Source organism: Bacillus sp. SRB_331 (genome assembly GCF_003264175.1).
Classification (GTDB): Bacteria; Bacillota; Bacilli; order Bacillales; family Bacillaceae_G; genus Bacillus_A; species Bacillus_A mycoides.
The window spans coordinates 1-15,496 of the sequence record NZ_NADV01000086.1 but is presented as its reverse complement, the minus strand read 5'-3'; the positions used below and the strand labels follow the sequence as shown (position 1 = coordinate 15,496).

Here is a 15,496-nt window from a genome sequence, read left to right as displayed (position 1 = left end):
TATTCTATAGGGTACATTTTATTGTGCAGCTACTTTTTTATGCAATAAATCAGTAATAGATATTCGAGCTGCAATAAATGCCCCTTTTATACTTTGAAATGTAATTTGCAAACTACAATTTGACATAATTCTAATAGTATGGGATGTATATTTCTCCATAAAAGCAACTTATTTTTATCTCTTTTAAACAATTTATTATATTATTTTCATCTAATTAGGCACAGAAACGTTTTGCAAAATCTTACTACTTTTTAGGAAAAATGTTTTTAGGGTACATTTTAAAATAGCTCTTTTTCTTTGAAATGTTTCTGTGCTTAATATTTAAAATATCTTATGTCAAAATTTCCCGCAACAAATATGTTAAATGATTCATAATTATATATAATATGGAATATTAAAGTTAAATATTCCGTATTATACTCTATTAAATATAGCGTATTTAATTTATTAGTAATTAATTTATTAGTCTAAGTATGAATTATAAAGTATGTTCGTTTAAAATTGTCACAATATAATTTTATATTCGACGTTTTTAATTACTCGTGAAACATTTGCAAATGTTTTAACCGTTATGTATAAGGTAAATATCCCCTCTAAATATAAGATTTACTTAATTTAGATTCTTTCTCTCATAGTCGTAATGTCGAAAAAAGTCGAATTTTTATATTTTTTCTTTATTTTCTAGTTGTAAACGTTTTATTTTCATGTTACCATCTTAATCAAACATTAGATGGTAATAAAACTTAAAGTATTTCTTTCCCTTAGAGACATATAAACGTTCGGTAATACCATGAAAATAAGGTCAAAGAAATATGAGTTACCTAATAAAAGATTTAATAGGATTTTTACCACCTTAATTTTCTGTCAATTCAGAATGTAACACTTTAACATTTTGTCCCTAAACAAAATTTAAATTTTAGTGTGGTAAACTCCAAAAGTTAAATCACCCACCCAAATTAATAAATGATATATCCGATTATATCTAGCGATCAGTCATGAGAAATAGATTTCTTCCTAAGAAAACTTAGCCCATTAATAAAAAGTGTCTAAATTTCTATCTTTATTACCATCTATTGTTGATAACATATTTACCAACTATAAAAAAGAACCTATTGAAGGTTCTTTTTATTATAATCATTAGCACTTCAATTATTGATAATCATTGGTGTTGAATCTTTATTCCCTCACCTTATATAGTTTTCTTTTATTAACACTTGAAGACTTATTGAGGTACGGTTCTGATTTTAATTTTTTTTTTATTTTTAAGCGACTAATTCCCGAATGATGGGCCATCCACAGTTTTATATCTAATAAAGAAAGAATTATATCTGTTTCAAGTGATATTTTGCTTACCTCCTTCTCTCTTATCGGTTATGTAGATAATATATCTCTTGAATCTGGAGCCTTTAGAACACATAATGGATACCCTAAAAAATGGACTTTATTTTATCTTTATCTTATCTTTACCTTATCTTTAAACTTTTCTATTAAACTTAGAATTTAGAAAAAAATTTTCGAGTCTAAAAAAGCTGGGAAATAGAGAATTATTGAATTTTTTTAATAACCAGCCACCATTGAAAATAGGGTTTCTTGTAAAAGGAGGAGTAATATTTGAAGAATAAGAGAAAAGTACAAACTATTATATTATTCTTTATTAGTATTTTAGGGTTAGGAACAATAATCGGGATACTATATTTTAATGACAAAACCAATACTCAAAAAAATAAAGCGTTTGCTACCGAGGAACGTTTATTGCAATATGAGCCCATCATAAAAAAAGAATTAGAAAAATATAATTTGGGAGAAAAAACAGCAATTTTACTAGGAATTATGTACCACGAGAGTAGGGGTGAGGGCAACGACCCTATGCAATCTTCCGAATCACTTGGATTAAAGCCAAATGAAATCCAAGAGATAAACTTGAGCATTAAACAAGGGATAAAGCACTTTGTTCAAATGTATAGATATGGAGAAGAAAAAGGTGTTAGCATGGATACAATTATTCAAAGCTATAATATGGGGCCAGGCTATATTGATTTTATTGCCAATCAAGAAGCTAAACAACACTCGGAAGATACAGCTAAACAGTTTTCTAAGTTGAAAGTTGATCAGAATCCAGCTACATACACTTGTGGTGGAAATAAACAAAATTTTAGATATCCATATTGTTACGGTGATTTCACATATACAACAAAAGTGAATGAAAAAGCAAAACTTATTGAAGAACGCCTCCAAAAAAATTAAAATTGTATATATTTGTTTGAAGGAGTTTTCCATTTACTTTTATATGGTTTTTCATCAACTTTTATCCCCTCTCACCATCTAAATGTATATATACAACTATCGTATCATATTTCAATTTAAATACGGCTCTAGTTACATATTTCGCAAGAAATCTATCCAGAATATAAATAAAATCACCATTTTACATGAAATAGTATCCACTTAGCGAATTCATTAGGCATAAAAATAAATGTAGATTCAATAAAAAGAGAGCACCCTCGCTATTGGTGCTCTCAATGTGAATTGGGGTTTATCCTGAGCATTGAATAGGACACGAAGAACTCGTCCTGTTACATAATATTATGCTTGTCCATATTATAATGTGCAATAAAAAAAGCACCCTCGCCCAGGCGCCAAGAGATACATATACGTTGAGGTAACTAACACGTTAGAAAAGGCCCTTCCATATCATTGTATGATTATCAATTATCTTTATACCTAGCAGACTCATTAAATACGTTTAATGTATCATTTCTATTAGTTTAACCATGCCTAATGCCATCCAATTCATGGTTAGTATTCTAAATAGACCAACGATGTATTATAATCCTTTATATATCCAAGGAGGTTTACTATGCTTAATTTTCATAAAACATTCCCCATCTTAGGATTCTTTTGGTTTTTATATAGTTGTATCGGCATCATCTTTTTATTACTATTCCTTAGCGTGTAGTAACAACGCGTATAAATATATGTTTAATGTGTGATTTCTATTATCGGCTTTGTTAACTAACACTTAAATTATTTTAACAGCCTTTTGTTTAATTCCCACAAAGCTGTTTTGTTACTATCCCATTTTAAAAGCGTTACGGCTTCCTCAAAGCACAACCATTTATACTTGAAGTGTTCTTTAGATAATTTAATATTTTTTGTAGGAACTTTAACTCCAAAAGAAAATTCTTTTATTACATAAACATCTTCTCCCCAAAGAAATTCACCAACTACATCCTCTACTGGTAGTGAAGACACAGAATCTAGTTTTATATATGGACATTCTCTTATAATACCAGCCTCTTCAAACGCTTCCCGTTTTGCTGATTCAATAGGAGTCTCACCATCTTCTCCACCACCAGCTATTCCTTGCCAATAACCATAATCACTTCGATTAAAAATGCCATATTGAATGGAATCATCAGTTTTTATATAAGGAAATATTAATACTTGATACGGCGCTCTCATTGCTTAACCTCCTCTCGAAAAAATATGAACAATTTATTCACTAACTTGCTATTTTAGTAAATAAAGAGCCAACATCAAAATTCTACATTAATAATGCAGGTTTATGGTATCGGCTCTCCATTTTTTAAGAATTTTATTTTTCATAAATAGGTTTACTCTTAACGTGATAAAAACCTGCTTATTTCTTATTTAATTTGCTTAGTGTGTTTTTTTTCGAAATGCTGGCGGTATCACATGTTGACTAACCAGTCCAAATAGTCCCTAAAACGGTCGTTTAAGGAACTTTATTTATATCTATCAAAACTGACTGAAATATGTTTAAAATTCAGTTCAAAAACTCATTACCAAAAACAAATTTTTATATCAAACATCAAATACCGTTTATGGAACACTCTTAATGTACGGAAAACCAAGTTTTTTAAATAAAAAATTCCTTAGCGTACGAAATTCACGTTATGTTGGCGAGACCCCATCGCCATCAAGTTAAGGTTTTGAAGTACCCTCTAAACGAAAAAATTCTTTCTCTATAGGGCACCATATCAAAAAAGAAAATTGTAAGTTTAGACACATTTTAGATAAAAAATAACCGATTCCTTATACGTTAAGGGACCGGTTATTTATTTTCCTACTTTTTTAGGGAGGTTTTTCTTGTAATGGTCTTAAATGATTGATTTAAGGTTATAAACTTAAATCACAAATAAAAGATAGAGTAAGCACTATATAAGAAATAAATGTAACGAAAACAAGAAAACATATAAACTGAGCATTAGATACATATTGTTCTATTCTTTTTTTCATTTTAATTAGTATTATTTTTCAGATGTGAAGTATCAATTTGAATTTCACCTTTCCAAGATCCAATTACTTTTCCAATTCTATTTATATTTACATCTAAAGTAAGGGGCTGTTTAAAATCGTCTTTTCCTCCAGTAACTATAACAAATGTAGCAACACCTTCGGGTTTATCATTATCACGAATGCCTACATCATTTAATTTTTTACCTGCTGCCATAAGTTCAAAAGGAAGACGGTCATCTGAATCATGGATAAATGATAGTCTCCCTTCATGTTTAATCTCAGGGTTTTCCTCTTGTTGCCCATTAATTTTCCCATCACTTTCGAGCTCTAATCCTGATGTATCAAATTCAAATGGTACTAAACTTCCGTCAGCTTTTTCCATTCTATAATGAACTGATATACGTGAATCTGCGATATATAATTCTTTGAAATGTACAGTAATACCTTGATCTGTAATTTTTTCATCAATAGGAATATATTTACCATTCTTCATCATATCTTGTGTGACACCATTTTCATCTTGTATTCCTTCATTTACAACTTTATCATTTGTAATTGCATCCGAAAAATATGAGGCAACATTTGTAGCCGCTACTTGTACTTGTGGAATCATTGCTGTTGTGAAAAGTGCTGCTGCAGCTACTGCTGTATACATGAAACGTTTTGATTTTTTACTCATGTTTGTAAAGAGCCCCTTCTTCTGTTGTTTTTTGTGATTTATATTAGAAACATTGTCTAGCTTGGAACGACTTTCAAATGTTTTCCATGCTTGTTCTATATCAATTTTGATTTCTTGTGGTGAATTTGCAGATTCTTCATCTAGCATTACGTTTTCCCATTGATTTAATTTACTGATTTCTACTAATAAATCTTGGCATGCTTCACATGTATCTAGGTGCTTTGTGAATTCCTTTCTTATATCATGAGAAAGTTCTCCATCAATATATGTTTGAATAAATCCGATATCATAACATTTCATTTGTTATGCCTCCTCCATTTGTTTATAAATCTTGCGAAATTTCATTTTGGCTCGGACCAATAATGTTCCAATAGAAGATATTTCAATTTGAAGTATTTCTGCAATTTCTTTATATTGAAAACCAGAGAATTTCATTAGTAAAAGGGTTCGTTCTCGATCATTCATTTTATTTAGTATCGTTTGTACCTTTGTAATTTCTTCTTTTCTTATCCAATCATCGTCTAATGATGAAACATTTTGTACTTCATGGTATTGTATTTCTTTATCAATCTTCGCTTGTTGCCTTTTTTCAGATCGCAAATGGTTATAAGCTACATAAGTAGAAGATTTAATCAACCATCCAGGTATGTTTTCAATTACTTTCCAGTCGCTACGATATAATTGTAAAAACACTTCTTGTGCTAACTCTTCAGCGATAGATTGATCTTTAACAATCCATATAATCTGTTTCACAGCATAAGTATAGTACTGCTTAAATAAATCTTCAAAAGGCATATCAGAAGCATGACTTTCTTCATTTTCTATGGTTAACATGTTAGTTTAAACCTCACTTTCAATTTGATGCCTGTATTATAGAGAAACCAGAAAAACGGATTTTGTGACAGTTTTTCTGGTTATTTTTTTATTATGTACTAAAAAAAGCATTCATCTGATTAAAAGATAAATGCCAAAAGGGAAATGAAAACATAAAACTATAACTCTTGCAGTAGTTTTCTATTAATGGGGTACCGCCACATCGCTATCAAGCTAATAAAAAGAAATGCCCCCTAGAATGAAAAAAACGCCATCCTTTCCTATGATTCTACAGAAAGAATAACGTATTTTTTCATTTTAGGGGAACAATTAATCTCTTAAGTTGATGAGCATGCAGCAAGCCCCTTTAAAGGTAATATTGTGGTACCAGGCTGCCCTCTATACTGAAAAGGTAATATCACAACTCAAACTGCTATATTTATTTCCTGTCGAATACACTCTTTTTTATTAGCACGTTTCCATAAATATATGGTGTAGAAGAATAAAATTGCAATAATAATATATGCAAAAAGCGACGAGGCTTGAACATTCCCCATAAAATTAAAGAAATTATTAAAAGCGTGGAAAGTAATGGTGATAATAATTGATTGCTTATTTACGATAAGTAAGGACAGAACAAGTCCAACTAAAAATGCATATATGATTTGTAAAATGGTATCTTCAATAGACTGCCCACCAATTAGTTGTAATAAATGGGTGATACCAAAAAAAAAACTTGAAATCAAAACTGATTTTTTTATCCCCTTTGAAAACAACATTTTGAGCATAAATCCACGAAAAAAGATTTCCTCAATAAATGCAACAACAAAAAATTGCATGATAAACATAAAAAATAAGTCAGATACCGATGTGGTGAGACCCCATAAAGAAAAGACACCCTAAGGTGCCTTCCTCCGACTTGAACCACTTTAATTTAATAATATGTATTGGACATTAAGTAAACACGTCCTATAAAACAGAATCATTTATTTTCAACAGATTGTTAGTGTACAAATACAAGAGAATCGAGATCGTTTGTTTGGCTAGATTAAAGCAACGCCACACCACACCTATATGGTTGAGATGTGTTACGCCTTCTAATCGGAGAATCAGCTTTATAGAACGTGTCCACAATTTATATTTTACTACATGTAATATTTATTTTATGTAATTTTTACAAATATGTATAATTACATAAAATTTACGAGAAAAAGAGAGTATACTTTGATATTGTGTAATAAAGATAAGGCCCACCTACGGAAATAGGTGGGTTTTTTGTTGGGCATTACTATCTCATTGCACAAAAGGGAATTTGCATTAAAATAATATCATATTCTTAGAGTTCTTATATTGAGAAAAAAGACACTCTTATGAGTGCCCCTTTTTTTAGTAACCGAATCCGCCGCTACCGCCGCCCCAACAACTACATCCTATAATGATTAACAGGATGAATAGAACGATCAGTAAAGCAAATCCGCCACCTAACTGTCTACGCTTAAAGACTAAAGTTACCTTTAGCCCTCCAAGACTCGCTACGAGCGAATGGCTAGTTCTTATTCGACGGGAATCCCACCCGTTATATGATACGACCTAGGCTCGTCCGCACACCTGCCTCGTTAGTTAATATGAAAATGAAGCCCAATGTCTTTCAGGCGAAAGTATAATCTTGGTTTGGAAATATACAACTGTTTGGACATAAAAAAGACCATCGAAATGATGGTCTTGCAGACTGTAGACAAATGCATAAAATAACGAATGAATCTTTCTCTGAACACTTACTTTACTTCTTTCATAAATAGTCTAACGTTTTCAGCGATTTCTTTGAATTTGGTATGGTGTAAATAATGTGATCCATCCATGGTTACTACTTTTCCATGTACCGAGTCTTTGATCTGCCCTTCATGCAGAGGTATCCATCCTGCTACACCTTCATCATTCGCTTGTACAAAGAGAAGAAGTGGAAGATATTTAGGGAAGGTTAAACCTTGAGCCCCTTTAAAATTAGACGAAATATGGTCCATCTCATTCAAGGTTGTGTCATTGTACATGTTTTTATTCGAAATCATTTTCATTTGCTCTACGGTTTTTCCATCAAATCCCAGTCCAACATAGGGGTCAGCACTGATTTTCATAGCCAATCTTAAGAGACCTGATTTTTTGAGATATGCAACCGTTTTTAATGGGAAATTGATATCTATACCCGGTTGTGTTGCAACACTGCTATCGATTCCGACAAATGCAGTCACCTCGTTTGGATATTTATTCACATAATCAATTCCATAAATGCCTGCAATGGAGTGGCCCATGAGCATGTATCTGTTAATATTAAGCTGCTGTAGAGCTTCATGAACTTCACTTACCATATTCTCCGTGGTTCGCTCTTTTACAGTTTCATCACTTAATCCATAACCGAAAGGCTCTACCACAACAACTTTGTAAAATGGAGATAATTCATCGATAAGAAGCTTAAAATCAAGCCCTGGAGTAGCTGTTCCATAACCAGGCAGGAGCACGATCGTTTCCTCGCCCTCGCCTTGAATTAACACATTCATGTTTTTCCCGTCTACAGATACGTGCTGCCCGTAGGGCACTATTCGTTTTTGCTCCGAATGACTACTTATCACATTTGCGATATAAACAATACCTAAAAAAAGTACAATGGCTAGAACGATTGCTCCTATGATTTTAAGTAAGATGTTTCGCACTTTCTTTATTTTCATTCCACTCAGCGTTTTCTTTTCCTCTTGTTGTGTCACTGTCATCCTCTCCTGTCCTGATCTGTTTGTTTGCCTTCCTTCATGTGCCTGTAATGAAAACTTAACCAATGAAGATGTACTCCCCATGACGACAATATGAACTGAATATGAACTGCCAAAAAAAATGCTACGGCTCTATATGCAAGTAAGCTTGCATATGAGTCGTAGCATAGAGAATGAATCTAACTAATCTGTTGGTGTAGTGATTGGCAAGGTGACAATGAAGGTCGTTCCTTGACCAAGTTCACTTTTCACTCGGATGTCACCTTGATGAAGCGACACGATCTGTTTAACGATAGCGAGTCCCATACCACTTCCGTCATACTTACGACTGTGGGAACGATCGGCCTTAAAAAAACGCTCGAATATACGCTTCTGGTCATCAAGATGAATACCAATACCAGTGTCGGATATTAGGATTGTCACGTTTTTGATATCTTGTTTGATGCTCACGTTAATCACGCCGGCATCCTCGGAAAATTTGATGCTATTTCTGAGGATATTCGTCCATACCTGATTTAACAGGTCATGATCAGCCGTTACTTTAACTGTCTGTAAATCAAGCTCGAAATGTATATCGCGAGCAGACCATTGTGGCTGGAGCGCCACGATTATCCGTCGGATTTGTTCATCGAGGCTGAGCGTGACGAGCCGCAGTTGCTTTGACTGCGATTCAAGAAAACTCAGCTTTAGCAGGTTATCACTCATTTTGGACATCCTTTTCGCTTCAGCGATGATAATATCAAGATAACGGCTTCGTTCGTATTCTGAAAGGTCAACTTGCTTAAGCACTAGAGCATAACCGGATATCGAAGTGAGCGGAGACTGAACCTCGTGCGACACGTTCGTTACGAATTCCCTGCGCATCTGCTCAAGTTGCTGCAGATCGTGCATCATTTCTTCGAAGCTGCGAGCCAAAGTACCCAGCTCACTCGTTTGCTTAATATTCAACTTGACATTGAAATCTCCAGATGCTATCCGCCTGGTCGCTTTTGTCAGCTTTTTTATCGGTCTTACCAGGAATACAGAGGCAACTAGAATCAATAAGCTTCCTGCAATCAACGAACATGTTGCAAAGACCAATGCCCACTTTGTGACAAAAGAGGCTGAAGGAGGGGCGAGCGCTTCCAAAAATATCGCTTTCGTTCCCATTTCCGTTTTCAACGGCAACCCTAAGAGGACCGTGGCAATACCATTAGGTGTGTCCTGAACAACACCTCCATCTAATACTTTCTTTAGTTGCTCCATCGTCACAGGCGCAGGTTTGTGTCCGTGAAGTTTACCGTAAGACTTGAACTGACCCGTTGCTTCGTAAATTCGAATATAATAAGAATCGAGCTGCTTCATTTCACTTACGAACAAGTCCGCTTCACGTAACGGAAAGGTCTTGTAAATTCGGACGATGTCTTGGCCAAAGTTACGTGAGTTGATTTGAGCGTTTTCGTTCAATTTATCTTCGAATATCCAAGTTGACACCAAAAAAGAAATGATCGTGCCCCCGATGATGGAGACTAAAAATGTCAGGACAACACGTATATATAAGGATCTGATCATTCATAAACCTCAAGCCGATACCCAAGCCCGCGCACCGTTTCGATCCGAAAATCGGGTGTTGTCGCGAACCGTTCACGCAGCCGTTTAATATGTACGTCTACCGTTCGATCATCTCCGGCGTAATCGATACCCCAAATCTGATCGATCAACTGCACACGCGTATAGACTTGTCCGGGTGTTCCAGCGAGCTTATACAGCAATTCGAACTCCTTTAGCGGCAACTTAAGCGACTCCGTCCCGTTCATCACCTTATAGGTCTGTCGATCAAGGATGACGTTCCCGAAATGGATCTTCTGCGTGGAGCCAATCTTGTATCGTTTGAGTAGTGCCCTAACACGAACCGTCAACTCTAACGGATCGAATGGTTTGGTTAAATAATCGTCCGTCCCAAGTTCGAAACCTTTCACTTTCTCCCATGTTTCTCCTCTCGCAGTCAGCATAAGTAAAGGTAGATCAGGATTGGCTCTTCGGAGCTCCTTGCTTAACGTCCAACCATCCATAATCGGCATCATAATGTCAAGTACGACAAGATCGACATTCGTTGAGATGTAGACGGCCAGTGCTTCCTTGCCGTCCGCTGCTTCAGCTGTTGCGAATCCGTCGTTGCGTAGAAATAAACAGACGAGTTCGCGAATGTTCGCATCGTCGTCAGCAACTAGTATAGTAGGCATCGGTTCCCTCTTTTCCCTGTTTTCCACCGCATTATTTCAAGCAATCATTATACTATAAATTAACACGTATGTTGATTAACCAAAGTAATACAGTTTCTTGATTTATCGACCTGTAGAATTCAAGTGTTTCTTTCAAACTAATTTGCCACTCAATTGACAAGGCTTCACAAAGAAACAGGCGTGTGAAACCTGCAAATGACAAGCGTTTATTTTGTCTTTTGGCCTTGTGCACGAAGAAATTTCAGCAAAGCATAGGCAATTATAGCTGTGAATAACTGATTGAACAACGCATTGGATGTTGTGCCAAACAATACGGGAACGTTCAAATTCAGCTAAATCCAGCGGAAAAATGATTGTCGGGTAAAGAACTGGCGCGGTATCAGTTATGACCCGTTTCCAGCCCCTCCCCATAAGAACTGCTCGTGAGGTTTTCCCTCAAGCAGCTCACCCCATAAACTTCATCAAAAGGGTTATGAGACCTATCAAATGGCAGGCACTTTCATCGGTATCCCTCTGCACTTTTGAGGGAATGGACTTTCCAGTCCCAGTAGAGCCCCAGTACACCATAGAGATATTCATTACTCCATCTCTGCCATCCGATGCTACGCTTTCGTCGCCGTTTCCTTCTCGTCAGCAGTGTACGGATTTTCATCTCCGTATAGTCACGCACTTCGCTAAATGCTCCGCTGGAATTTCCAACCCGAAAGTAGTTCACCCATCCTCTTAGTACGGCATTGATTTGTTTTACTAAATCTTGTGCTGGTTTAGCTCCTGCGTTTTGAATGAGTTCGCGGATTCTTGCTTTCACTGCCGTACGGGCTTTCTTCTTTGGGATCATGCATATGAAGTATCGGGTCTTATTTCGGTTCAGTACTCGCCTGAAATCAAATCCGAGAAATGCAAAAGACTCTCCCTGTAAGACATCGACCATCCGTGTTTTCTCAAGATTCAGTTCAACCCCCAAAGGCTCCAATTGTTCCTGCAGTCGTCGCAGTGCCAGTTCAGCCCACCCCCGTTTACTGGAGTGCCCACTTACGGTGATAACCATATCATCGGCAAATCGGTGATAGTTCACAGCTTCATAGTTGCCATTCGTCGTTTTACGCCGAATGGCATCAAATGTCCAATCTACCTCATTCAAGTAGATGTTTGCCGCGAGTGGTGAGAACGGCCCCCCTTGCGGGACTCCAATCTTTCCTGCGGCTTTTACCACCTGTTTTACTAGGTGCATAACTTGGTGGTCTTGGACACGATTTGCGATTTTCCTCAGTAGGATGTTATGCCGGATTGTATCAAAGTAACGTGACAAATCAACATCAATGACTGTGGTCATACGACGCAGCACACTACGTCGTACTTCTGCCAGCGCTTGATGCGGGGAGCGTTTTGGTCGGAATCCGTAGGAATTTGGGCAGAAATCAGCCTCAAAGATAGCTTCCAATATGAGTTTTAGCGCTCCTTGGACCACACGGTCCCGTATACACGGGATTTGCAGTGTCCGCATTTTGCCGTTTGCTTTTGGGATTTCTACTTTACGATTAGCTTGTGGTTGATATGTTCCAGCCTGCAGTTCTGCTTGGATGTTCTTTAAAAACGGTATAACTCCCTCTAGTTCTATATCAGCGAAACTTTGACCGTCGATACCTGGGGCACCGCCGTTTTTCCTCGCATGCTGATATGCTTCATGGAGGGTTATTAGTTTGGTAATGTGGGAAAATAGTCCCCAAAACCGATGCGTAGGTTCAGACTTCGCCTTTTGATAGATTCGTCGCCTTAGTTCCTGCAAAGTAATAGGTGTTTTTGTCATGGCACCCTTGCCTCCTTTGGTCGTACGAAATATTTACAGGTTCGGACCCTTCCCTCCCCGCGCGTTTTGCTGCACGCAGATCTCTGGTACTACGATCCGTTCCGTCACCCTGACACCTACCATTCTCACTTCCCGATCGCGGTTATAGAGACGGTCTCCTCGATGAGGTTTCTTCATCGGATGTCGAGGGCTTCTCCAGTTTCCACATTATCTTTCTCTCCATGTCGCCGCTGATACCCCGCCGGTGAGAACTGCCGTTCCAGACTCGTTTCGGTCAGTTCTTGCTGCTTTCGCACGTTATCGACCGTCTCAGCCACCGGAATTGCGTGTAACGAGGCTACGTCTACGTTCACTGTACGTTACAACCTGGAGATTTGCCCACATGCCTTTTGCATGTGATGTCAGAGGGCTTCGCCATGTCGTTTTCACTTCATGGCGCCTCTCAGGCTACGGGAGTGGAGTCTATTCTCCCGATTGGACTTTCACCAACTAGATAATGTGTCCTTATCTGGACACGCCAATTACCCAGCGCGATTTGTACATGGCGGCGATTCCTTCGGACAGATAGATTGATAGAACGCATATTCCCCAAACTACTCCAGTAATTACACCATCTGAAATAACACGTCCCATACCCACTAATTATTTTTCATCAAATGCGTAAATGGCGTATCAACTTTGATTGCACATTCGTTCCAAATCATTACTTGTTAATTTAAGTGAATTCCACCATAAAGATTCATATAGGTTTAGTAATTAGTCAAAGTTATTAGGGTGTTCTGTCGTATAATTTATATATTATCATATAATTACCTCCTGATTTTTGTATATTATAGTTCTACATCAACACATAATATATAACTTTTTCTCATTGCTTATTGAACTAATCTGCTCCGTTCAAGAAGAACCCTATCAGTTTAAATAACTCAGATTTTGGCAAAATTAAATTGATTCAAATGATACCCACCTTTTAGTAATCTCAGAAAATCTCTTAGTCGCGAGTGAGGTTGGTTTTCTTATAGCTAATCCAATAGTTCGATAGCTATCACTTTCAAGTGGAATGGCTGCAAAAGAAATTTTTGATGTCGGTATAATCATTTCTGGCAATATACTAATTCCTAGATTATTCTCCACCATGGAGATCACTGAGTATTCATTCATATTTTCGAATCTAATATTGGGGCTAACTTTATTCTCCCTAAATATTTTTTGAATATCATCATAACACTGATATGTTGGCATAATAAAAGGTACATTTTCTATTTGTTGCATTGATACTTGGTTTTCCTTACATAATGGGGATTGGTTAGATACAACACATAAAAGTCGATCCCTCTTCAATTGTACGATTTCAAAGGATTTTTCAAAGGATTCAAAGTAAGTATCATTATTAATAAATCCACAATCTAATCTCCCGTTTTGTAACCAATTCTCAACCTCAGCATAGTTTCCTTCCAGTAATTCGATTTCAATATTTGGAAACTTTTCCTCCATTTTTTTAAGAATACCAGGAATCCAGTTTTTAGAAATACTCGAAAAAACCCCCACTCTTACTGTTCCTTTTTGGAACCCATTGATAGCGGCTACTTCCTGCTTCAGCATGTTGTTATAGTATAAAATTTTCCGAACGGTAATTAAAAGCTCCTCTGCATTTTTGGTCAATGTTAAAGTAGAGTGATTACGAATAAATAAAGGAAAGGAAAACTCTTTTTCCAAACTGCTAATTGCATGACTTACAGCAGATTGGGTGAAACCTAACACTTCTGCAGCTTTTGTAAAACTATTGAGTTCTGCCACTTTGTTAAATATTTCATATTTTGTTAAAGTCACTATGGTCCTCCTCATGAATTTTATTCATGTCTCCATTATATTTCTTCGTTTTATTTAATGCCATTACCAACATACAATAAGTGCATGCTCTATTATATGACCCTTGACAAGGGATGTATTTTTTATGGAAGGATGAAGTGAAATGCAAAAAATTTTAGTTACAGGTGCTGCAGGTAAGATTGGCCAGGATGTTACAAGATTCCTAGATAAGCAAGGGAATTACCAGTTACGGCTAGCAGATATTAACTTATCTGCTTTAGAAACTTTTAAAGATACAAATCATGAAATCATATATTTAGATGTTTCTGATTTAGCTGCTTGTCAAGAATTTACGAAAGGTATAGATATAGTTATACACTTGGCAGGTAATCCTTCGCCAAATGCTGATTTTTATGGCTCCTTATTAGAAAATCATATAAAGGGAACCTATAATATTTTTAGAGCTGCTAGTGATAATAATGTATCCAAAGTGATAGTTGCTTCCAGTGCTCAAACAATTGAAGGCTATCCTTTGGATTATCAACCACATGCTTATTCACCCACGAGACCCAAAAATATGTACGGGGTGAGTAAGTGTTTTGCAGAGGCTGTTGCTTCTTATTTTGCCTATGAAGAAGGGTTACAAAGTCTTGCTATTCGTATAGGTGCATATGATGATTATAATCCATATGGTAAACCACTAACAGCTAGAGATATGAGTGCATACTTAAGCCCAGAAGATTTTATGGACCTTCTCTTAAAGTCGATGACGGCAAAGAACTTACCTCCATTTTCAATTTTACATGGTGTATCTAACAACAGGTTTAAACGAATTGATATTGAAGGAACAAGAAAGTTAGTTGGTTATAGCCCAAGTTCTGATGCTTTTGTACTAAGTGGTATTAAGTTTTTTGATTCTTGATAAAGGCATATCTAGAAAAGAGATTATATTATTGTTATTTAGCTTTTATTTGTTCTATTTTCAATAGCTACAGTTTCTATAATCATAAATATTCCAATTTCCCCAGATAGAGCACACTATTCTTCTGTCTCATTTGTGGAACAACTCTATTGTCACCACTAGTTCCACAGATGTTCTTTTCCTTTTCAACATAATGGGGTAGCACCCCACATCCATCAACTTAAG

At 36.2% G+C, this 15,496-nt stretch carries 10 protein-coding genes and 3 pseudogenes; 2 read left to right on the top strand and 11 right to left on the bottom strand.

Annotated elements, in window-relative coordinates:
• Positions 1 to 1,611: 1,611 nt before the first annotated feature.
• Entirely contained in the window at positions 1,612 to 2,244 is a 633-nt protein-coding gene (locus B5P42_RS31190) for a lysozyme family protein (RefSeq protein WP_113736057.1), read from the top strand.
• Positions 2,245 to 3,024: 780 nt separating this feature from the next.
• Here B5P42_RS31190 and B5P42_RS31185 read toward each other — a convergent pair.
• The 11 genes and pseudogenes from B5P42_RS31185 to B5P42_RS31130 form a co-directional block, all read right to left on the bottom strand.
• Positions 3,025 to 3,462: an NUDIX hydrolase gene (locus tag B5P42_RS31185; protein WP_002066317.1), complete on the bottom strand. Its 438-nt coding sequence runs from the start codon at positions 3,460 to 3,462 to the stop codon at positions 3,025 to 3,027.
• Between the two features lie 799 nt (positions 3,463 to 4,261).
• Positions 4,262 to 5,239: a DUF4179 domain-containing protein gene (locus tag B5P42_RS31180; RefSeq protein WP_002016750.1), complete on the bottom strand. Its 978-nt coding sequence runs from the start codon at positions 5,237 to 5,239 to the stop codon at positions 4,262 to 4,264.
• Between the two features lie 3 nt (positions 5,240 to 5,242).
• The gene (locus B5P42_RS31175; RefSeq protein ID WP_113736056.1) at positions 5,243 to 5,773 is read right to left on the bottom strand and encodes an RNA polymerase sigma factor SigX; all 531 of its coding nucleotides are present in this window, start codon (positions 5,771 to 5,773) and stop codon (positions 5,243 to 5,245) included.
• Between the two features lie 404 nt (positions 5,774 to 6,177).
• Positions 6,178 to 6,627, bottom strand: a pseudogene (locus B5P42_RS31170) (CPBP family intramembrane glutamic endopeptidase); the annotation flags it as partial.
• 511 nt (positions 6,628 to 7,138) lie between these two features.
• Positions 7,139 to 7,234: pseudogene (locus tag B5P42_RS33030) on the bottom strand (YjcZ family sporulation protein); the annotation flags it as partial.
• Between the two features lie 293 nt (positions 7,235 to 7,527).
• Positions 7,528 to 8,508 carry an alpha/beta hydrolase gene (locus B5P42_RS31160; RefSeq protein WP_113736058.1) on the bottom strand — a complete coding sequence of 327 codons (981 nt, stop codon included), beginning with the start codon at positions 8,506 to 8,508 and terminating at the stop codon, positions 7,528 to 7,530.
• Positions 8,509 to 8,694: 186 nt separating this feature from the next.
• The gene (locus tag B5P42_RS31155; RefSeq protein WP_098273790.1) at positions 8,695 to 10,062 is read right to left on the bottom strand and encodes a sensor histidine kinase; all 1,368 of its coding nucleotides are present in this window, start codon (positions 10,060 to 10,062) and stop codon (positions 8,695 to 8,697) included.
• Complete coding sequence (locus B5P42_RS31150) at positions 10,059 to 10,733, bottom strand: response regulator transcription factor (protein WP_002084315.1); 675 nt, start codon at positions 10,731 to 10,733, stop codon at positions 10,059 to 10,061. The genes B5P42_RS31155 and B5P42_RS31150 overlap by 4 nt, the downstream gene beginning before the upstream one ends.
• A gap of 499 nt (positions 10,734 to 11,232) precedes the next feature.
• Positions 11,233 to 12,540 carry a group II intron reverse transcriptase/maturase gene (gene ltrA, locus B5P42_RS31145; protein ID WP_113736055.1) on the bottom strand — a complete coding sequence of 436 codons (1,308 nt, stop codon included), beginning with the start codon at positions 12,538 to 12,540 and terminating at the stop codon, positions 11,233 to 11,235.
• A 549-nt stretch (positions 12,541 to 13,089) separates the two neighbouring features.
• Positions 13,090 to 13,335, bottom strand: a pseudogene (locus B5P42_RS33025) (GNAT family N-acetyltransferase); the annotation flags it as partial.
• A 147-nt stretch (positions 13,336 to 13,482) separates the two neighbouring features.
• Positions 13,483 to 14,370: a LysR family transcriptional regulator gene (locus B5P42_RS31130; protein ID WP_113736053.1), complete on the bottom strand. Its 888-nt coding sequence runs from the start codon at positions 14,368 to 14,370 to the stop codon at positions 13,483 to 13,485.
• Between the two features lie 142 nt (positions 14,371 to 14,512).
• On the opposite strand from B5P42_RS31130, the gene B5P42_RS31125 reads away from it, so the two are divergent.
• On the top strand, positions 14,513 to 15,271 hold the full coding sequence (locus B5P42_RS31125) for an NAD-dependent epimerase/dehydratase family protein (RefSeq protein WP_002014092.1): 759 nt from the start codon (positions 14,513 to 14,515) through the stop codon (positions 15,269 to 15,271).
• Positions 15,272 to 15,496 lie beyond the last annotated feature (225 nt).